This is a genomic window from Microbacterium aurantiacum, assembly GCF_031625015.1.
Classification (GTDB): domain Bacteria; phylum Actinomycetota; class Actinomycetes; order Actinomycetales; family Microbacteriaceae; genus Microbacterium; species Microbacterium aurantiacum.
Map to the genome: position 1 here is coordinate 207,909 of NZ_JAHWXH010000002.1, position 19,980 is coordinate 227,888.

Genomic DNA, 19,980 nt, shown 5'->3' on the forward strand with positions numbered 1-19,980 from the left:
TGACGAGGTTTCGAAGATGACTCCCCACATTCGTTCGTTCCGTCTCCCTGTCGCCGCGCTCGCGGCCGGCTGTCTCGTGGTGGGCATGGCCCACCCCGCCTCCGCCCGAGACGAGCCGCGCGGGCCGTTCGCGCGCGAGCACACCCCGAAAGGACTGGCCCAGCTCGAGGATCTGGATCGAGGGCTGGTCGCCCTCGGCACGGCGGAGGGCACGTTCTTGTCGTGGCGCCTCCTGGCTTCGGAGGTCTCCGGGGCCACCGAGACGGGTCAGGCGGGCCCCGCCTGGCGGGTCGCCCGCGACGGCGAGGAGATCGCCACCGTCTCCGACGTGACCTCCTACCTCGATCCGGGCGGCCACGCCGAGGCGCGGTACACCGTCACCCCTGTCCGTTCGGGAGTCGCGGGGGAAGCGAGCGCGCCGGCTCCGGTCCACGCGGACGGCTTCTTCGACATCCCCCTCGTCCGCCCTGCGGACGGGGTCACCCCGGTCGGCGAGGCGTACACGTACTCCGCCAACGACGCCTCGGTGGCCGACGTCGACGGCGACGGCCGCTATGAGCTGATCGTGAAGTGGGATCCGTCGAACTCCAAGGACGTCTCCCAGGTCGGGTACACCGGTGAGGTGTTCGTGGACACCTACACGCTCGAGGGTGAGCTGCTGAACCGCATCTCGCTCGGGAAGAACATCCGCGCGGGCGCGCACTACACGCAGTTCCTCGCGTACGACTTCGACGGCGACGGGCGCAGCGAGCTGATGATGAAGACCGCTCCGGGGACCTCCTCCGCGACCTACCGGAATGGCGGCCTGGTCGAGGAGAGCACGATCACCCTGCCGCGCGGGGACGTCCGGGCGGGCGTGTCGCACGACGACGACTACCGCATGAGCAACGACGATTTCCGCGCGCACCTCACGGAGATGTTCCTGACGTGGCACGAGCGGGACGAGGTCGTCTCCGGGCAGTGGCCGGCGACGCTCGAGGAGGCGTGGGGCACCGAGGTGCGTCACGACTATCCGCTGTCGCCGGATGCCGCCGCCGAGCTCACCGACTACTTCATCGACGTGTACGCGCCCTCCCGCAGCGGGAACAACCGTCTCTGGAACTTCGAGGGCTTCATCGTGGACGGACCCGAATACCTGACCGTGTTCGACGGCGAGACGGGCGCGGAGCTGGAGACGATCCCGTACAAGCCGGGCCGCGGTGACGACGGACTGCTCTGGGGCGACTACGCGATGTCGCGCATCGAACCGGGAAACCGCGTGGACCGATTCCTCGCGGGCGTCGCGTATCTGGACGGCGCGCAGCCCTCGGCGGTCTTCGCCCGCGGCTACTACACCCGCTCCACGCTCGTCGCGTACGACTGGGACGGCAAGCGGTTGAAGGAGCGCTGGTACGTCGACAGCGGCCACGCCCCGCTGACCAACCCCTTCAATGACGGACCGCACGGTCGCGACGGCACCGACCCCGAGTTCGGGACGCTGACCACGCAGGGGTTCCATTCGCTGAGCGCGGCCGACGTCGACGCGGACGGCAAGCACGAGATCGTCTACGGCTCCGCGACCATCGACCACGACGGCAGCCTCCTGTACAGCTCCTTCGCGGAGATGCCCCCGCAGAGCGCGCAGCCGGGGGAGCAGGCACGCCTCGGCCACGGGGACGCCATGCACGTCACCGACATCGATCCGGCGCGTCCGGGGCTGGAGATCTTCACGGTCCACGAAGGCGGCGCCTATGCGCCCTACGGCTACGCCCTGCGGGGTGCCGCGGACGGCGAGATACTGTACGGCGACTACACCGGACGCGACACCGGGCGCGGCATGATCGGCGATGTCGATCCGACGGTCCCGGGACTGGAGACGTGGGCGACCCGGCTGCGCGCCGCGGACGGCGCGGAGCTCGGAGCCGCCACCGGCCTCGGTACGAACATGTCGATCCGCTGGGCGGGGGACCTCACCACCCAGATCGTGAACGGCAGCGGCGACGCGGTGCCCACCATCGACGACCGGCAGCGCGGGACCCTGCTGAGAGCGGAGGGGACGCGCACCAACAACGGCACGAAGGGCAACCCCGCCCTCGTCGCCGACATCCTCGGCGATTGGCGGGAGGAGCTTCTGGTGCGGACCACCGATTCCGCGGCGATGCGCGTCTACGTCTCGACCGAGGAGACCCCGCACCAGCTGGCGACGCTGATGCACGACCCGCAGTACCGCGCGGAGGTCGCCCGCCAGCAGACCACGTACAACCAGCCGTCGTACACCGGCTGGCACCTCGGCACGGGAATGGACTTCTCCGCCGTTCCGGTGCTCACCCACGAGGTCGTCCCGCGCGCCCCCAAGGTGCACGACCGTCCGGGGCGCGGGAAGGACGAGGTGCAGGTGAAGGCCACGCCGGGGATCGCCTGGTACGTCGACGGCGAGCGAGTGACCCACCCCAGCGGGAAGGTCCGCGTCGGCGCCACCGCCGAGATCGTCGCGGTGCCCACGGCGTGGTACCGCATCGCCGACGGAGCGACCTCGGCGTGGACGGTGACCCTCACCCGCTAACGCGTCACGGGTGACACGAACCCCGCCCCGACCGCTCTCCGCTTTCCGTGCGGGCGGTCGGGGCGGTCCCGCTTCGGAGGCCCGAAATGCTGGCAATCCTCGGCTTTCGCCGTTGTCGGCGGGGACGCGTCAGTAGCGTGGACGAATCCCCCCCACCGCCGCCTCGGAAGGCCTCCGCATGACCGCGCCCGCGCCCGCCCACCCCACCGCCCGGGATCGACGGCGGTGGGCGCAGTATCTCGTCGACGAGCGCGCCGAGGCGCGCGTCTACCGGGACCTGTCCGTGCGCCGCACCGGCGAGGAGCGTGCGATCCTGCTCGCGCTCGCCGAGGCGGAGGGGCGCCACGAGGCCCACTGGCTCGCCCTTCTCGGCGGTGAGCCCGAGCGGCTGCCGCGTCCGGACGCGCGGACGCGGCTGCTGTCGCTCCTCGCCCGACGGTTCGGGTCCATCTTCGTCCTGGCGCTCGCCCAGCGCGCCGAAGCACGCTCGCCCTACGAAGCGGAGCCGTTCGCGACGGCCGCGATGGCCGCGGACGAGAAGATTCACCACGAGGTCGTCCGCGGTCTCGCTGCACGGGGGCGGCGCCGGCTGTCGGGGACTTTCCGCGCAGCGGTCTTCGGCGCCAACGACGGACTGGTCTCCAATCTCGCCCTGGTCCTCGGGATTGGGGCCACCGGCGTCGGCAGCCAGGTCGTCCTGTTCAGCGGCATCGCGGGACTCCTGGCGGGCGCCCTCTCCATGGGCGCGGGCGAGTTCGTGTCGGTGCGATCCCAGCGGGAGCTCCTGCGTGCGACGGAGTCCAATCAGGACGCCGACCACGTGATCCCCGATCTCGACCTCGACGCCAACGAGCTCGCCCTCGTCTACCGCACCCGGGGGATGTCGGAGTCCGACGCCCGCGCGCGGGCGCACGAGGTCGTCGAGTCCGCGCAGCGCACCGACCGCGCGCTGCCGTTCCGTGTCGAGGCGCACCGGCACACGGTGGACATCGACGAGCACGAGATCGTCGGCAGGGCGTGGGGAGCCGCGATCTCGAGCTTCCTCTTCTTCGCCTCGGGCGCGATCATCCCCGTTCTGCCCTGGATCTTCGGGATGTCCGGGACGGCTGCCGTGATCGTCGCGCTCGCGCTCGTGGGCGTCGCGCTGCTGATCACGGGCGCCACCGTCGGCATCCTCTCCGGTGCGTCGCCGCTGACCCGCGGTATCCGTCAGCTGCTCATCGGATACGGCGCCGCGGCCATCACCTACGTGCTGGGGCTGCTGTTCGGGGTCACTCTGGGGTGAGCCCGGTTCGGCGCCGCACCGTTGACGTGATAGTGTCGTTCCTCGGTTGTGAAACCGAAAAAACCACTCGCGCGGGTGGCGGAATAGGTAGACGCGCTAGCTTGAGGTGCTAGTGCCCGTATAGGGCGTGGGGGTTCAAGTCCCCCCTCGCGCACAGAAGACGAAAGGCCCCCGGAAACGGGGGCCTTTCGCTTGTCACGGCCGCGAAACGTCCGGAGGGTAGGTTGGAGCCCATGCCTTCGCTCGATCCGGAGATCCCGCACGTCGCCGCCCTCGCACGCGACCTGATCCGCTTCGACACCACGAACCACGGCGGTGGTCGTGCCCAGGGCGAGCGGGAGGCGGCGGAGTACGCCGGTGCCTACCTCGAGTCGCTCGGCCTCGACGTCGAGTACTACGAGCCCATCGCGCGTCGGACGAACCTCACCACCCGGATTCCCGGCCGCAACCCCGACAAGCCGGCCCTGATCCTGCACGGCCACCTCGACGTCGTCCCGGCCGTCGCCGAGGACTGGAGCGTCGACCCCTTCGCGGGGGAGATCCGCGACGGGATGCTCTGGGGACGCGGTGCGGTGGACATGAAGGACATGGACGCCATGATCCTCGCGGCCGTCGGAGATCTCGTGCGCGCGGGCGAACAGCCCGAGCGCGACCTCATCGTCACGTTCTTCGCCGATGAGGAGAACGGCGGGGTCGAGGGCTCCGCGCTCGTCGTCAGGGACAAGCCCGAGTGGTTCGCCGGAGCGACCGAGGCCATCAGCGAGGTCGGCGGGTACTCGATCTCCGTCGACGACCGCCGGGCCTACCTTCTGCAGGTGGGCGAGAAGGCCCTCGTGTGGATCCGCCTGGTGGCCCGCGGGCGCGCCGCCCACGGCTCGAGCTTCCACACGGACAACGCCGTCACGGCACTCGCCGACGCCGTCGCCCGTCTCGGCCGCACGGACTGGCCCGTGGAGCTGACACCGGCCACCGCGCGCATGGTCGAGGATCTCGCACGACTCTCCGGGGTGGATGCGGCCGACGCCGACGCGGTGGCCGCCGCGACCGGCGCGGCATCGGGATTCCTCCGCTCCACCCTCCGCACGACGACGAATCCGACGGGGCTCGCGGCGGGCTATAAGCACAACGTCATTCCCGATCGCGCGGAGGCGCTCATCGACGTCCGCGTGCTCCCCGGGACGGAGGACGCGGTCCTGACCGCGATCCAGGAGATCGTCGGCGACGAGATCGCGATCGAGATCGTCCACCGGGACATCGGGCTCGAGGTCCCCTTCGCGGGCGATCTCGTCGATGCCATGGTCGGAGCGCTCGGGCGCCACGACCCCGGCGTCCCGGTGATCCCCTACCTCATGGGGGGCGGCACCGACAACAAGGCCCTCGCCGAACTCGGAATCGCGGGATTCGGCTTCGCGCCCCTGCGCCTGCCGTCCGACCTCGACTTCACCGGGATGTTCCACGGCGTGGACGAGCGCGTGCCCATCGACGCCCTCGTCTTCGGCCAGACCGTCCTGGCAGACCTCATCCGCACCTACTGACGCATCCGCATCTCCCGACGCATCCGGATGCTGCGGCATCCGCCTCCCCACGAAAGGCGCCCATGCTGTTCGAGGCGATCTTCCTCGGCCTGATCCAGGGGCTGACCGAGTTCCTCCCCATCTCCTCCAGCGCGCACCTGCGCATCGTGGGGGAGTTCATGCCGTCCGCGCAGGACCCCGGCGCCGCCTTCACCGCGATCACGCAGATCGGTACCGAGGCGGCGGTGGTGGTGTTCTTCTGGCGCGACATCGTCCGCATCATCGGCGCCTGGTTCCGCTCGCTCGCGGGCAAGGTGCCGCGCAACGACCCCGACGCCCGCATGGGGTGGCTCATCATCATCGGCAGCCTCCCGATCGTCGTCCTGGGGCTCCTGTTCGAAGACCAGATCGAGACCACCTTCCGCTCACTCTGGGTCATCGCGGTCATGCTGATCGCCTTCGGCATCCTGCTCGGAATCGCCGACTACGTCGGCGCCAAGCGACGCAAGCTCGACCAGCTCACCGTCGGGCACGGTGTCGTGTTCGGATTCGCGCAGGCGCTCGCCCTCATTCCCGGGGTGTCCCGTTCGGGCGGAACGATCACGGCGGGGCTGTTCCTCGGCTACGAGCGCGCCGCCGCGGCGCGTTACGCCTTCCTCTTGGCGATCCCCGCCGTCTTCGGCAGCGGGTTCTACCAGCTCGGGAAGAGCTGGAACCAGGAGGGGCCGTTCACCCTCGTCGAGACCGGCGTGGCGACCGTCGTCGCGTTCGTCGTCGCCCTCGCCGTCATCGCCTTCTTCATGAGCTGGATCTCCAAGCGGAGCTTCCTGCCCTTCGTGATCTACCGGATCGCCCTCGGGTCGGTGGTCCTGGTGCTGCTCTCGACGGGCGTGCTCTCGGCGTACTGACCGGCGTCAGCGGCGGGGATCGTCGCGACCCGGCTTGCCGGGGCCGTCACCGCGGCGTCGCAGGTAGCGTTCGAACTCCTGCGCGATCGCGTCGCCGGACGCCTCGGGCGAATCCCACGTGTCGCGGGTGGTCTCGAGCTGGCGGATGTACTCCGTCATCTCCTCGTCGTCCGCCGCAGCGGCGTCGATCGACGCCTCCCACGCCGCGGCGTCGGTCGGCAGAGACCCGCGGGAGATGTCCGCGCCGGTGAGGTCTTCGAGGCGGTCGAGGAGGGCGAGGGTCGCTTTGGGCGACGGCGTGTGCCCGGCGACGTAGTGGGGCACACTCGCCCAGAGGCTCGCCGCGGGGATGCCGGCGGCGTCCGCGGCGTGCGCGAGCGCGCTGAGGATCCCCACCGGTCCCTCGTAGGAGCTGCGCTCGAGATCGAGGCTGGCACGGAGCTGATCGTTGTCGCTGCCGGCGAAGACCGAGATCGGCCGGGTGTGGGGGACATCGGACATCATCGACCCGAGCGCCACGAACCCGGTGACGTCTTCGCGGAGCGCGACGTCGACGAACTCGTTCGCGAACGCCTGCCACGCGCGGGCCGGCTCGACGCCGGTGAGTAGCAGGAGCTCGGTGCCCTCGGAGGACGTGGTCGGGCGCAGGAGAGTGGCCTCCGGCCACCGGAGGGTGCGCTTGCCTTCCGCGTCGGCGGCGATGTGCGGTCGCGTGTACTGGTAGTCGAAGTACAGCTCGGGGTCGACCGAGAACACCGGTTCGTACTCCCCGGCGTCCCGCAGGTGCGCGAGCGCGGACGAGGCGGCCTCGCCCGCGTCGTTCCAGCCGTCGAACGCGGCGACGAGCACCCGGCGTCCCAGTCCGTCCACGCGACCTCCTCCTGCCCGCCGGCGCGAGCTGTCTCCAGGATAGGCCCGTACCATGGGCCGGATGACGTCTCCCACCCTCGCCGCGGTCCTCTGGGACATGGACGGAACGCTCGTGGACACCGAGCCCTACTGGATGAACGCCGAGACACCGCTCGTGGAGGCTCACGGCGGTTCGTGGTCGCACGAGCAGGCCCTGGGCCTCGTCGGGCTCGGGCTCGAGGACTCCGCCCGCATCTTCCAGGAAGCCGGCGTCCGCATGGGCGTGCACGAGATCATCGACCACCTCACCGACGACGTGATGCGCCAGCTCGCCGAGACCGGGGTGCCCTTCCGCCCGGGGGCGCGCGAGATGCTCGCCGCGCTGAAGGAGGCGGGCATCCGCACGGCTCTCGTGACGATGTCGATGCGTCGGATGGCGACCACCGTGGTCGATCTGATCGACTTCGACGCGTTCGACGTGATCATCGCCGGTGACGACGCGACCCGCCCGAAACCACACCCCGACCCGTACCTGCAGGCCTGCGCTGCGCTCGGGGTGGATCCCACCGAGGTGGTCGCCATCGAGGACTCCCCGAACGGACTCCGCTCCGCGGTCGCCTCCGGAGCGGCATCCATCGGCGTCCCGCTCATGGTCTCCCTCGAAGGCGCCGGCGCGCACGCCCTGTGGCCGAGCCTCGAGGGGCGGTCGGTCGACGACCTCCGGGCCGTCCATGCCGCCCACGCCGCACGTCGTCGGACGCAGGTCTCCGCATGAGCGGGCGACCGAGCGGTCCGTTCCGGCTGGGCGACAGGGTGCAGCTGACCGGTCCGAAGGGACGTCTGCACACCATCACCCTCCGCGAGGGGGGAGAGATGCACACGCATCACGGAGTGCTCCGTCACGCCGACCTCGTGGGCCTCCCGGACGGCAGCGTCGTCACCGGCAGCGGTGGGCACGAGTACCTCGCCCTCCGACCGCTGCTCCGGGACTTCGTGATGTCCATGCCTCGGGGTGCGGCGATCGTGTACCCGAAGGATGCGGCGCAGATCGTCGCGGAAGCGGACGTGTTCCCCGGGGCCGTCGTCGTCGAGGCGGGCGTCGGGTCCGGCGCCCTCTCGCTCTGGCTCCTGCGTGCGATCGGCCCGCAGGGGAGGCTCGTGTCGTTCGAGCGGCGCGAGGACTTCGCCGAGGTCGCGCGGGCGAACGTGGAGACCTTCGTCGGAGACACCCCGGAGAACTGGGAGGTCGTGGTCGGCGACCTGGCCACCGCACTCCCGGGGACGCTACCCGCGGCATCCGTCGACCGGGTCGTGCTCGACATGCTCGCCCCCTGGGAGTGCATCGACGTCGTGGCCGATGCCCTCACCCCGGGCGGTGTCGTGCTCTGCTATGTCGCCACGGCTACGCAGCTGAGCCGCGTGGCGGAGTATCTGCGCGGGACCGGACTCTTCACCGATCCCGAAGCGAGCGAGACGATGGTCCGCGGGTGGCATGTCGAGGGACTCGCCGTGCGTCCTGACCACCGCATGATCGCCCACACCGGGTTCCTGATCTGGGCGCGGCGCCTCGCACCCGGCGCCGTCGCGCCGGAGCAGAAGCGTCGCGCGTCCAAGTCCAGCTACTCGGACGAGGATGTGGAGCTGTGGACGCCCGGCGCCGTCGGCGATCGGGAGATCACCGACAAGAATCTGCGCAAGCGCGTCCGGGAGGCCCGTCGTGCGGCGGACGCCGCGATCGATGCGCAGCGTCGCGAAGGGGCATCCGACGCTTCCGCCTAGAATCGTCGGGTGCGTACCTTCTCCGCTGCCCTGACGATCCTGGGTCTGGCCGCTGTCGGCCTGACCGGTTGCGCCGCTCCGGCGGATACCACCTGCGACCGGCCCGCCGGCGACGCGGGGGTGCTCGATCTGGTCTCCGTGTCCGGTGCGGCCGACGCGCTCCCGGACGTGGACGTCTACACGCCGTTCCGCACCGACGAGTGGGCCGCGCGCGACGACGTCACGGGCGACGGCACGCCCATCACGACGGATGACCAGCTCGTCGTGGTCGACATCGCCCTCGTCGGCGGAGACTCGGGAGAGACCGTCATCGCGACACCGTACGACGGCGATTTGACGCGGGTGACCACGCTGTCCCAGTGGGTCAACACGTTCCCGGCTTTCTCCGACGCGCTCTCGTGCGCGACGGAGGGGTCGCGGGTGACGGTCGCGCTGGCGCCCGGCGACATCGCCGAGGGTGCGGCGGAAGGGCTCGGACTCGCCGCCGACGAGTCGGCCCTGGCGATCGTGGACGTCCGGAAGGTATACCTGGCGAAGGCCGACGGTGCCGACCAGTACACCGACGGTTTCGGGCTGCCCTCGGTCGTCCGTGCGCCGGACGGCCAGCCGGGCCTCATCATCCCGGAGGGTGCGCCGCCCAGCGAGCTCGTCGTGCAGACACTGAAGAAGGGCGACGGGCCGGTCGTCACGGGTGATGCACCCGTGCGCGTGCACTACACCGGTGTGACGTGGGCCGAGCGCGAGGAATTCGACTCGTCGTGGGGCCAGGCTCCGGCCTCCCTCACCCTGGACGGGGTGGTTCCCGGATTCGCCGCGGCGCTCGAGGGGCAGACCGTCGGATCCCAGGTGCTCGTGGTCATTCCGCCCGACCAGGGGTACGGAGACACCGCGCAGGGTGCCATCCCCGCGGGATCGACCCTGGTCTTCGTGATCGACATCCTCGGGCTCGACGCCGCGCCGTGATCGGACGGGGTCGGCCGCTCGGCGGCACGACCGTAGGATGAAGGCGATGTCAGCCCCGTCCGCCAAGATCCCGCCCGAGGAGCGACTGGTCAATCTGGTCGTCGCCCTCCTCGCCACCGAGCAGGGGCTCACCAAGGACGCCGTCCTCGCCTCCGTCGCCGGCTATCGCGAGCAGGGCACGGCCGGCGCGTCCAAGGACGCGCTGGAGAAGATGTTCGAGCGTGACAAGGAGAATCTCCGCGCGCTGGGTGTGCCGATCGAGACGATCGGGGACTGGCTCGATCCGGATGATCTCCGAGAAGCCCGCTACCGCATCCCGACGTCCGAGTACGAGCTTCCCGCCGACATCGACTTCCGCCCCGATGAGATCGCGCTGCTCAACCTCGCCGCCGAGGTCTGGGGGGAGAGTTCGATGTCGGACGGCGCGCGCGGCGCGCTGCGGAAGATCCGCGCCCTCGGGATCGCCGTCGACGCGCCGATCGTCGGCTTCGCCCCCCGCATCAACCTCCGAGACGCCGCGTTCGCACCGATGCAGCAGGCCATCGAGAGCGCGCGGGTCATCGCCTTCGACTACCTCAAGCCGGGGGAACGCGCTCCCCGGCGGCGCCGTATCCGTCCCCTGGCGCTGGTGGACTACGAGGCCCGCTGGCATGTCTTCGGCTGGGACCTGGACCAGGATGCCGAACGCACCTTCCTCCTCTCCCGGGTGATGGGCGATGCCGTCCTGACCCGCGAGAGGTTCGATCCGGCGATGCGTGAGGGCGCCGGTGCACGCGCACGGGAAGGCCTGGAGCAGGTGGCGTCCCGCAACGTCGCGCTCCTCGAGGTGGACCCGGGCACCGAGGCCGCCCTGCGCCTCGCGCGCCGCGCCCTTCGGGCGGAGCAGGGCATCCGCGTGCCGTTCGTCGACCTGCACGTCTTCGCCGACGAACTGGCGTCCTACGGCCCGGAGGTGAGGGTGGTGGAGCCCGATGCCCTCCGCGACCAGGTCGTGGCGCGATTGATCGCCGTCCGCGACCGCCACGAGGTGGCCTCGTGAGCGCGCGTCCGCAGCTCGCCACCGATCGGGCGGCGCTCATGCTCCAGCTGGTGCCGTACCTCGTCGGGAAGGGGGAGGTCTCCGTCCTCGAGGCGGCGGAGACCTTCGATGTCACGCCGGAGCAGATGCGGGCGATGGTGCAGAAGCTCACCGTGATCGGGCTGCCCGGCGATCAGGGCTTCTGGCAGATGTCCAACGACCTGTTCGACATCGACTGGGATCTGCTCGATCAGCAGGATCGCATCGTCATCACCAACACCGTCGGTCTGGAACGGGCCCCCCGCCTGACCGCGCGCGAAGCGGCGGCTCTCCTGGCGGGTCTCCAGCTGGCGCGTTCGATTCCGGGCGTCGGCGACTCGGAGGTCTTCAACGGACTCCTCGCCAAGCTCGCCCGCGGCGCGTCGGCGGCACCGGCGGATCTCGTGATGGTGCCCGGCCCCGTGGACGACGCGCGGTCCGCGGTCGCCGAGGCCCTGGACCGTGCGGTGGCGGTGTCCTTCACCTACAAGGCTCCGGACGCCGCACCCACGACCCGCACCGTCGATCCGGTGAAGGTCCACATCGCCGACGGGCAGTGGTATCTGCAGGGATGGTGTCACCTGCGGGAGGGCATGCGCACGTTCCACCTCGACCGGGTGAGCGATCTGACGGTCACGGAGATCCCCGTCACCCATGTTCCGGACTCCGTCCCGGGATGGCTCGAGGGCGCCGGTGGCGATGTGCCGGCGCGGGTCCGCTTCCCCGTCCACTCCGCTCCGCTTCTCGGCGACTACCTGGATCGCGCGCACATCGAGGTTGCGTCCGACGGCGTGACCGCGGAGGCGACGATGCGGGTGGCCGACGCCTACAGCCTCCGGCGGCTGGCGGCGCGGCGCGGCGGCGAGCTGGAGATCCTCGCCCCGGTGGAGGCGCGGCGCGCCGCGGCGGAATGGGCCGAAGCGGGGCTCGCCCAGTATCGGTGACGATATGCGGGGGTAGGATGGCGCGTAAGCCCCTCGGAAGGACGAACATGGGAATCCAAGGCTGGCAGTGGCTCCTCATCCTCGCGGTGATTCTGCTGCTCTTCGGCGCCGCCAAGCTGCCCGCGCTCGCCAAGAGCATGGGGCAGTCCGCGCGCGTGTTCAAGGGTGAGATGAAGGCGATGAAGGAGGACGACGCGCAGACGACCGCCGACTCCGCCGTCGCGCCTCCGGCGCCGGACGTGAAGCGCTCCGACAGCAGCGGCTCACCGACCGCCAACCCCTGAGTCGGCCTATGGTCACGACTCCGCCGCCGCGCGTCGATGATCCCGACGTTCCGCGGCGAGACAAGCGCATGTCCCTGGGGCAGCATCTTGTCGAGCTCAAGAAGCGTCTGATCATCTCTGCGATCGGGCTGGTCGCGGCGATGGTGGTCGCGTTCCTCATCACCGACCCGGTTCTCTCCCTGATCACCGAGCCCATCCGAGAGGTGGCCGAATCACGCGGTGAGGCCGGGCGGGTCGAGCTGATGTTCAGCACCGTCACCTCCGGCTTCGATCTGCGCCTGCGCATGGCCTTCGCCCTCGGCATCCTGATGGCCGCGCCGATCTGGATGTGGCAGATCTGGGCCTTCGTCACCCCCGGTCTCACGCGCAAGGAGATCCGCTACACGATCGGGTTCGTCGGTGCCGCGGTGCCGCTCTTCTTCGCCGGCTGCGCGACGGGTCTGCTCGTGATGCCGAACATCGTCACGCTCATGGCCGGATTCGTACCCGACGGGGCCGCGGCGTTCTACGACGCCAGCTACTACTACGACTTCGTCTTCAAACTCCTCCTCTTCGTCGGCGTCGCCTACGTGCTGCCGGTCTTCCTCGTGGCGCTCAACCTCGCGGGCATCATCTCCGGTCGCGCGATTCTCGGCGGATGGCGGATCGCTGTGATCGTCGCCGTCGTCTTCGCCGCCCTCGCCACACCGCCGGCCGATGTCGCGTCCACGTTCATCCTCGCGGGGATCATGACGGTGCTCTTCTTCGCCGCCGCCGGGCTGTCGCTGCTCTTCGACCGCCGCCGTGCGCGGCGCGACCAGGCCCTCCTCCCGCCCGAGACCGCCGCGTGAACGACGCGAGTCCGGCCGAGCGTTACGCGCGCGCACGCGAGCGGAACGAGACCGCGCGATCGTACCCCGACACCGCGGCGTTCGCGGCGGCCCAGCGCTTCGAGCTCGACCCCTTCCAGATCGCCGGGTGCCGCGCCCTGGAAGAGGGACGCAGCGTACTCGTGGCGGCGCCCACCGGTGCCGGGAAGACCATCGTCGGCGAATTCGCGATTCATCTGGCGATGATGGAGCCGGGCGACAAGGCGTTCTACACCACGCCCATGAAGGCGCTGTCGAACCAGAAGTTCCGCGAGCTGCAGGCCGTGTACGGCGCCGACGAGGTCGGCCTCCTCACCGGCGACACCAACATCAACGGCAACGCCCGCATCGTGGTCATGACCACCGAGGTCCTCCGCAACATGCTGTACGCCGACTCTCCGGCTCTGCGCGGACTGCGTTTCGTCGTGATGGATGAGGTCCACTACCTGGCCGACAGATTCCGCGGCGCCGTCTGGGAAGAGGTGATCATCCACCTTCCGGCGTCGGTGCGCCTGGTCTCGCTGTCGGCCACGGTGTCCAATGCGGAGGAGTTCGGCGACTGGCTCGACACGGTCCGAGGCGACACCGCGGTCATCGTGTCCGAAACGCGGCCTGTTCCTTTGGAGCAGCATGTGCTCGTCCGCGGCGACCTCCTGCCGCTGTTCGATGATCGCGCCGGGGTGGCCACGGCGCAGGTGAACCAGGAGCTGCTGCGGCTTCGCTCGCTGAAGGGGCAGACGTTCGAGCGGAACCGCGATGCGCAGCGCGCCTCCAGTGCGCGCCACGCCGGCGCGGGTCAGCGGCGACCGCATCGGGGAGGTCACCGCGCCGTCCGCCCGTCGACGTCCGCGCGGCTGGAGCGGATCGACCGCCCCGAAGTCGTCTCGCTCCTCGGCCGGTCCAACCTGCTCCCCGCGATCTTCTTCATCTTCTCCCGCGTGGGATGCGACGCGGCGGTGCAGCAGGTCCGACGCTCCGGCATCCGGCTGACCACGTCCGAGGAGCGACGCGAGATCCGGGAGATCGTCGAAGAGAGGACGCGCACGCTGCTGGAGGAGGACCTGGCGGTCCTCGGATTCTGGGAGTGGCGGGAGAATCTCGAGCGCGGCGTCGCCGCCCACCACGCGGGACTCCTCCCGGCGTTCAAGGAGGTCGTCGAGGAGCTCTTCCGGCGGAAGCTCGTGAAGGCCGTGTTCGCCACCGAGACCCTGGCCCTGGGCATCAACATGCCCGCGCGCACCGTGGTGCTGGAGAAGCTCGAGAAGTTCAACGGCGAGGCGCGCGTCGCCATCACCTCCGGCGAGTACACCCAGCTCACCGGCCGTGCGGGACGGCGCGGCATCGACGTCGAAGGCCATGCCGTCATCCAGTGGACCGAGGCGATGGACCCGCAGTCCGTGGCCGCGCTGGCCTCACGCCGCACGTACCCACTCAACTCCAGCTTCCGCCCGACCTACAACATGGCGGTCAACCTGATCGACCAGTTCGGACGCGGGCGGGCCCGGGAGATCCTCGAGTCGTCGTTCGCACAGTTCCAGGCCGATCGCGCCGTGGTGGGCCTCGCCCGACGCGTCAAGGAGGAGGAGGAGTCCCTCGCGGGCTATCTCTCGGCGATGTCGTGCGACCGGGGCGACTTCCCCGAGTACGCCGACATCCGTCGTCAGCTCAGCGATCTGGAGAAGCTGAATCGTCGCGACGTCACGGCAGGTCGCGCCACCCGCGATGCGCGCCTGCGGGAGATCGACGCGCTGCGCCGACGGATGCAGCGGCACGCGTGCCACCGGTGTCCGGATCGCGAGAACCACGCGCGCTGGGGGGAACGGTACGCCAAGCTCAAGCGGTCGGTCGACAAGACGCGGCGGCAGATCGAGACGCGCACGGGGACGGTTGCCCGCGTGTTCGACCGCGTCGTGGACGTGCTCGCCGCGCTCGACTACGTCGCCGTCGACGACGGAGGTGCGACGACACTGACGCCGGCGGGGCGCACCATGCGCCGCATCTACGGCGAGCGCGACCTCCTTATCGCCGAAGCACTCCGTCGCGGCCTGTGGCGGCAGATGGATGCGCCGTCGCTCGCGGCCCTCGCCTGCTGTCTGGTCTATGAGCCGCGGCGAGACGACGGCGGGCCCGGGGAGCGCGGTCTGCCGCGCGGAGCCTTCCGCGTGGCGTTCGAGAAGACAACCGAGCTGTGGGCGAACCTCGACGATCTCGAGCGCGATCACCACCTTCCCGGATCGGAGCCGCCCGCGCCGGGGCTGGCCACCGCGATGCACGCCTGGGCTCGAGGCGCCATGCTCGATCGCGTCCTCGCGGACGCCGACATGGCCGCGGGCGACTTCGTGCGCTGGGCGAAGCAGACGATCGATCTCCTCGACCAGCTGTCCCTCGTCGCCGAGCCGGACGTCGCGACGACGGCCCGCCGCGCGCTCGAGTCGGTGCGGCGCGGGATCGTCGCCCACTCGACGGTCTGATCCGCCTCCCAGCGTCCGCGATCTAGGGTGGTGACGTGACCGCCCTCGCTCCGCCGCGTCCTCTCCTACCCCTGTGGGCGGCCGTGGTGGTGGCCGCAGCGGGCGGTGGGATCCTGGACCTGGCCTTTCCGTCCGTCGGCTGGTGGCCGCTCGCCTTCGTGGGCGTCGCGGCGTCGCTGCTGACCCTCATCGGGCGATCGGTGGGCGGTGCCCTCCTGGTCGGGTTCGTCTTCGGGGCGGCGTTCTATCTGATCCACATCGTCTGGATCACCCGTTATCTCGGCGTCATCCCATGGTTCGCGCTGGCGGGTCTCGAGACGGTGTTCATGTCCGTCGGCGCCATCCCCGTCGCCCTCGCCTACCGATGGGTTCCGCGGGTGCTCGGGGGGGCCGCGGGCCGACTGCTCGTCCTTCCCGTCGTCGTCGGCGGACTGTGGACGGCTCGGGAGCTCTTCATGGGTTCCTGGCCCTATACGGGGTTCCCGTGGGGGCGCATCGGTATGAGTCAGTCGGAGAGCCCCCTTGCCCATGTGGCGTCGTGGATCGGGGTCGCCGGGCTCACCTTCCTGATGGTCGCGTTCACGGCGGCGGTCATCGAGTGGGTGCGCCGGGGTCGGTTCTCCCAGTGGAGCACGGCCGTGCCCGCCGCCGTCATGGCGGCCCTCCTCGTCCTCGTCCCCGCCTTCCCCACGCAGGATGCGGGCATCCTCCGCGTGGGCAGCGTCCAGGGAAACGGCCCCTCAGGCTACTTCGACGAGCGATCCCGGGATGCGATCCTCAACGCCCAGCTCGCGGCGACCGCTCCGCTCCTCGGTGAGGACATGGATCTGCTCCTCTGGCCGGAGGGGGGGATCGACTCCGATCCGCTGGCGGACGCCGGTACCGCACTGACCCTCGACTCACTCGCGGCGCGGGTGGATGCGCCGTTGATCGTCAACGCCGCCACCGACCGCCAAGGGTCGACGTTCAACACGTCCCTCCTCTGGGAACAGGGGGAGGGTGCCACGCAGTTGCACGACAAAGTGAACCCGGTTCCCATGGGGGAGTACGTCCCGGACCGCTGGTTCTTCGAGGCCCTCGTACCGGACCTGGTGGGGCTGATCCAGCGCGAGTACACCCCGGGCAGCAACGCGCCCTTCTTCGACGTCGGCGGCGTCGGAGTGGGCCTGGCGATCTGCTTCGACGTGATCTACGACGACGTCATCTGGGAGGGCGCGCGGGAGGGCGCCGAGGTCTACATGTTCCAGACGAACAACGCCGACTTCCGCGACACCGACGAGAACCTCCAGCAACTGGCCTTCGCGCGGATGCGGGCGGTGGAGACCGGGCGCTCCGTGGTGAACATCTCGACCGTGGGGACCAGCCAGGTGATCGCGCCGGACGGGGCGACCCTGGACTCGCTCGACGCGGGCGTCGCCGGGCACATGCTGACCGACGTGCCCCTACGCACCGGCATCACGCCGGTGGTCGTCGTCGGGCCGGCGGTGCAGATGCTGCTCGGGTGGGGGAGCCTCCTGGCCCTCGCGGTCTTCGGACTTCTCGCGCGCCGTCTGCGCCGCGGCGATACGACGATGACGCCGACCCCCGGAGGGGCCGGCGTCATCGAGAAGTGATGCTCAGGCGCTGAGCTTGTCGGTGGACTCGCCACCTGCACCGCGCCGCGCCCGCACGTAGGCGAGGCGTTCCTCGAGGAGTTCCTCGAGCTCCGGGATCGTGCGCCGCTCGAGCAGCATGTCCCAGTGGCTGCGGGGAGTCTTGTCGCCGGAGTGGTCGACCGTCGCTGTGGTGTCGCCGATGCGGAGGAGGGCCTCGGCGCCGCAGGTGCGGCACTCCCAAGCCTCCGGGACCTCGGCGTCGGCCGCGAACGTCAGCGTGGTGTCGCGTCCGCAGACGGTGCAGGAATAGACGTGCTGTGCACGCTCATGGAAAACGACGCCCTCTTCGCTCTGTAGGCTCTGGGCGCCGAGTCGGATGCCGCGCAAACTGCGGTCTGCCATTGTGTGGTCCTCTCGTCGCTGTTCAGGTATAACGAAGAGACCTGGATGGATCATCCGAACGGGGGGTCCGCGGGAGCCTTTCCCAGCCGATGTTCAGGCCCGCGCTCAACCGGGCGCGTCGAGAGTGCGGAGCGCCTCGTCGGCCCGATCGGTGACGATGCCGTGCACTCCTCGTCGCACGAGGTCCTGCATCGCCGTGGTGTCGTTCACGGTCCAGACGTGCACTTCGACCCCCGCGGCGGCCGTGAGGCGGAGCAGCCGATCGGTGAGGATCGCGACGCCGGCGTGGCGCTCGGGGATCTGCACCGCATCGATTCCGCTGAGCACGCGGGCGACCAGCGCCGACGACCCCGACGCGACTGCCCCGAGGAGACGGGTGATCGTGCCTCGCCCCGCCGATGTCGCGGGAGGCAGGGCGTCGGAACGGGCGGCCGCGGCCAGCGCCTCGCGGCGGCGGGCGTCCGAGAAGCTCGTGATGAGGACACGGGCGCCCTCCTTCGCGACCGCGCGCCCGACGGGGAGGGCGGCCGAGGCCGCCTTGACGTCGAGATTCCAGTGCAGGTCGGGGAAAGCATCCAGCGCCTGCGTCAGGGTCAGCAGTCCGCCGCGTCCGCTCATCAGGGATTCGAGCTCGCGCACGCGCACGTCGGCGATCCGCCGGGGATCTCCGGTGAGCCGGGAGAGATCGTCGTCGTGGAAGAGGACGACCACGCCGTCGGCGGTGAGGTGGCAGTCCGATTCGACGTAGACGACCCCGGCGGCGTGGGCTGCGGCCACGGCGGCGAACGAGTTCTCGGCCACACCGTCGCGCGCCGCCTCCTCGGTCACGAGGCCGCGGTGAGCAAGAACGCGCGGTGTCCCGGACGCGCCGAACCAGGGGTGCCGCGCCGAGACCGGCGCAGGGTCAGATGCCCGTGTCACCGGCGGTGGGGCGTGTGCGCGCCGCCTCCGAGGCGATGTCGTCGGCGGCGGAGGCGGCTTCCCGTGCCGCCGCGACCGCGGCATCGGCGGCCGTGGACACCGCGCCGCCGCGGGTCCGGGGCGTCTTCGAACGCGGCTGGTCGTCGCCGGAGCGATCGGACGTGGTCTCGGATCCGACGCCTCCGAAGCCGCGACCGATGCCCTTGAGAGCCTCGGTCAGCTCGCTCGGGATGATCCAGAGCTTGCTGGATGCGCTCTCGGCGACCTTCGGCAACGTCTGAAGGTACTGGTACGCGAGCAGCTTCTCGTCGGGGTCGCCCGCATGGATCGCTTCGAAGACCATCTCGATGGCCTCGGCTTCACCCTGTGCGCGGAGGACGGCGGCCTGCTTGTCACCCTCGGCGCGGAGGATCTCGGCCTGTCGGCGTCCCTCCGCCTCCAGGATCTGCGACTGCTTCGATCCCTCCGCCGTCAGGATCGCCGCGCGGCGATCGCGCTCGGCGCGCATCTGCTTCTCCATCGAGTCCTGGATGGACAGGGGCGGATCGATCGCCTTGAGCTCGACGCGAGACACGCGCAGGCCCCACTTGCCGGTCGCCTCGTCGAGGACGACCCGCAGCTGACCGTTGATGTTGTCGCGGCTGGTCAGCGCCTCCTCGAGGTTCAGCCCACCCACGACGTTGCGCAGCGTCGTGGTGGTCAGCTGCTCGACGGCGCTGAGGTAGTTGGCGATCTCGTAGGTCGCCGCCCTGGCGTCGGTCACCTGGAAGTACACGACGGTGTCGATCGACACGACGAGGTTGTCTTCGGTGATCACCGGCTGCGGGGGGAAGGAGACGACCTGCTCGCGCATGTCGACGAGCGGACGCAGGCGGTCCACGAAGGGCACCAGCAGATTCAGTCCGGGTTGCAGCGTGCGCTGGTAGCGGCCGAGTCGCTCCACCACGCCGGAGTATGCCTGGGGGATGATCCGGATGGAGCGGAAGATCACGACGATCACGAAGATCGCCAGGACGACGAGCAGAACGATCACGAAGATCTGCCCGGCGAATGCGCCGACGTCAATCATGGGTCTGGGTCCTTTCCTCTCCCGCTGCGCGCGACGCGGAGGCGGGGATGACATCGACGGTGGCACCGCGCACGGTCTCCACGACGACGCGGTCTCCGGGAACGAGGGGCGTGCCCTCGAACGCCGAGGCGAGACGGGCGGTCCACGTCTCACCGTTGTCCAGTTTCACCGAGCCCGCATCCTGCACGAAGGGGCTGGCCACCCGCCCTTCCATGCCGTATAGGGCATCGACGTTCGTTCGCGCCAACGGCTGATCCTTGTGGAGCGCGCGAAGCAGGAGCGGCCGGATGGTGAACAGCAGCAGCGCGGAGATCACGGCGGCGATGCCGATCTGCAGCCACCAGGGTCCGCCGAGGAGGTTCACGCCGAGCCCCCCGATGAGCGATCCCGCAGCGAGCATCAGGAACGTGAACTCGAGGGTCAACAGCTCGATGATGATGAAGAGGAACGCGAGCACAAGCCACGCGATCCACATGTACTGAATCAGATCCGGCAGCATCGCCACCCCTTCGTCCCGTTCTCCGACCCTATCAACGGGCTGGTTCCGAG

At 70.1% G+C, this 19,980-nt stretch carries 18 protein-coding genes and 1 tRNA gene; 14 read left to right on the forward strand and 5 right to left on the reverse strand.

What is annotated here, in order from left to right; all coding sequences use genetic code 11:
- The first annotated feature begins 16 nt into the window (after positions 1–16).
- From KZC50_RS10640 to KZC50_RS10660, 5 genes are all read left to right on the forward strand, one after another.
- Positions 17–2,542, forward strand: coding sequence for a rhamnogalacturonan lyase (locus KZC50_RS10640; protein WP_310891680.1), 2,526 nt, complete (start codon positions 17–19; stop codon positions 2,540–2,542).
- 178 nt (positions 2,543–2,720) lie between these two features.
- Positions 2,721–3,827 (forward strand): VIT1/CCC1 transporter family protein, encoded by a 1,107-nt coding sequence (locus KZC50_RS10645; RefSeq protein WP_310891681.1) that lies wholly within the window; start codon positions 2,721–2,723, stop codon positions 3,825–3,827.
- Between the two features lie 69 nt (positions 3,828–3,896).
- Positions 3,897–3,981: transfer RNA gene (locus tag KZC50_RS10650), tRNA-Leu, on the forward strand.
- A gap of 79 nt (positions 3,982–4,060) precedes the next feature.
- A complete protein-coding gene (locus KZC50_RS10655; RefSeq protein WP_310891682.1) occupies positions 4,061–5,362 on the forward strand; it encodes a M20/M25/M40 family metallo-hydrolase in 1,302 nt (433 codons plus the stop codon).
- A gap of 62 nt (positions 5,363–5,424) precedes the next feature.
- The gene (locus KZC50_RS10660) at positions 5,425–6,249 is read left to right on the forward strand and encodes an undecaprenyl-diphosphate phosphatase (protein WP_236968454.1); all 825 of its coding nucleotides are present in this window, start codon (positions 5,425–5,427) and stop codon (positions 6,247–6,249) included.
- A 6-nt stretch (positions 6,250–6,255) separates the two neighbouring features.
- On the opposite strand, the gene KZC50_RS10665 is transcribed toward KZC50_RS10660, so the two are convergent.
- The gene (locus KZC50_RS10665) at positions 6,256–7,119 is read right to left on the reverse strand and encodes a PAC2 family protein (protein ID WP_053547382.1); all 864 of its coding nucleotides are present in this window, start codon (positions 7,117–7,119) and stop codon (positions 6,256–6,258) included.
- A 61-nt stretch (positions 7,120–7,180) separates the two neighbouring features.
- Between KZC50_RS10665 and KZC50_RS10670 the strand changes: the two genes are divergently transcribed.
- The 9 genes from KZC50_RS10670 (at position 7,181) to lnt (ending at position 17,057) form a co-directional block, all read left to right on the forward strand.
- Positions 7,181–7,873, forward strand: a complete 693-nt coding sequence (locus KZC50_RS10670) for an HAD family hydrolase (protein WP_053547383.1) — start codon at positions 7,181–7,183, stop codon at positions 7,871–7,873.
- Positions 7,870–8,877 carry a tRNA (adenine-N1)-methyltransferase gene (locus KZC50_RS10675; protein WP_310891683.1) on the forward strand — a complete coding sequence of 336 codons (1,008 nt, stop codon included), beginning with the start codon at positions 7,870–7,872 and terminating at the stop codon, positions 8,875–8,877. The genes KZC50_RS10670 and KZC50_RS10675 overlap by 4 nt, the downstream gene beginning before the upstream one ends.
- A 9-nt stretch (positions 8,878–8,886) precedes the next feature.
- Positions 8,887–9,840, forward strand: a complete 954-nt coding sequence (locus KZC50_RS10680) for an FKBP-type peptidyl-prolyl cis-trans isomerase (RefSeq protein WP_053547385.1) — start codon at positions 8,887–8,889, stop codon at positions 9,838–9,840.
- Positions 9,841–9,886: 46 nt separating this feature from the next.
- Positions 9,887–10,879, forward strand: a complete 993-nt coding sequence (locus tag KZC50_RS10685) for a helix-turn-helix transcriptional regulator (protein WP_310891684.1) — start codon at positions 9,887–9,889, stop codon at positions 10,877–10,879.
- Entirely contained in the window at positions 10,876–11,841 is a 966-nt protein-coding gene (locus tag KZC50_RS10690; RefSeq protein ID WP_053547387.1) for a helix-turn-helix transcriptional regulator, read from the forward strand. The genes KZC50_RS10685 and KZC50_RS10690 overlap by 4 nt, the downstream gene beginning before the upstream one ends.
- Before the next feature lie 47 nt (positions 11,842–11,888).
- Positions 11,889–12,125, forward strand: coding sequence for a twin-arginine translocase TatA/TatE family subunit (tatA, locus tag KZC50_RS10695; RefSeq protein ID WP_310891685.1), 237 nt, complete (start codon positions 11,889–11,891; stop codon positions 12,123–12,125).
- A 68-nt stretch (positions 12,126–12,193) separates the two neighbouring features.
- The gene (gene tatC, locus KZC50_RS10700) at positions 12,194–12,955 is read left to right on the forward strand and encodes a twin-arginine translocase subunit TatC (RefSeq protein ID WP_310891686.1); all 762 of its coding nucleotides are present in this window, start codon (positions 12,194–12,196) and stop codon (positions 12,953–12,955) included.
- A complete protein-coding gene (locus KZC50_RS10705; RefSeq protein ID WP_310891687.1) occupies positions 12,952–15,444 on the forward strand; it encodes a DEAD/DEAH box helicase in 2,493 nt (830 codons plus the stop codon). The genes tatC and KZC50_RS10705 overlap by 4 nt, the downstream gene beginning before the upstream one ends.
- 35 nt (positions 15,445–15,479) lie before the next feature.
- Positions 15,480–17,057: an apolipoprotein N-acyltransferase gene (gene lnt / locus KZC50_RS10710; protein ID WP_310891688.1), complete on the forward strand. Its 1,578-nt coding sequence runs from the start codon at positions 15,480–15,482 to the stop codon at positions 17,055–17,057.
- A 3-nt stretch (positions 17,058–17,060) separates the two neighbouring features.
- Here lnt and KZC50_RS10715 read toward each other — a convergent pair whose 3' ends face one another.
- The 4 genes from KZC50_RS10715 to KZC50_RS10730 form a co-directional block, all read right to left on the reverse strand.
- The gene (locus KZC50_RS10715) at positions 17,061–17,441 is read right to left on the reverse strand and encodes an RNA polymerase-binding protein RbpA (protein WP_301132359.1); all 381 of its coding nucleotides are present in this window, start codon (positions 17,439–17,441) and stop codon (positions 17,061–17,063) included.
- 105 nt (positions 17,442–17,546) lie between these two features.
- The gene (locus tag KZC50_RS10720) at positions 17,547–18,269 is read right to left on the reverse strand and encodes a glycerophosphodiester phosphodiesterase family protein (protein ID WP_310891689.1); all 723 of its coding nucleotides are present in this window, start codon (positions 18,267–18,269) and stop codon (positions 17,547–17,549) included.
- Between the two features lie 76 nt (positions 18,270–18,345).
- A complete protein-coding gene (locus KZC50_RS10725; RefSeq protein ID WP_053547393.1) occupies positions 18,346–19,431 on the reverse strand; it encodes an SPFH domain-containing protein in 1,086 nt (361 codons plus the stop codon).
- Complete coding sequence (locus tag KZC50_RS10730; protein ID WP_301132357.1) at positions 19,424–19,930, reverse strand: NfeD family protein; 507 nt, start codon at positions 19,928–19,930, stop codon at positions 19,424–19,426. Before KZC50_RS10730 ends, KZC50_RS10725 begins: the two co-directional genes overlap by 8 nt.
- Positions 19,931–19,980: the final 50 nt, after the last annotated feature.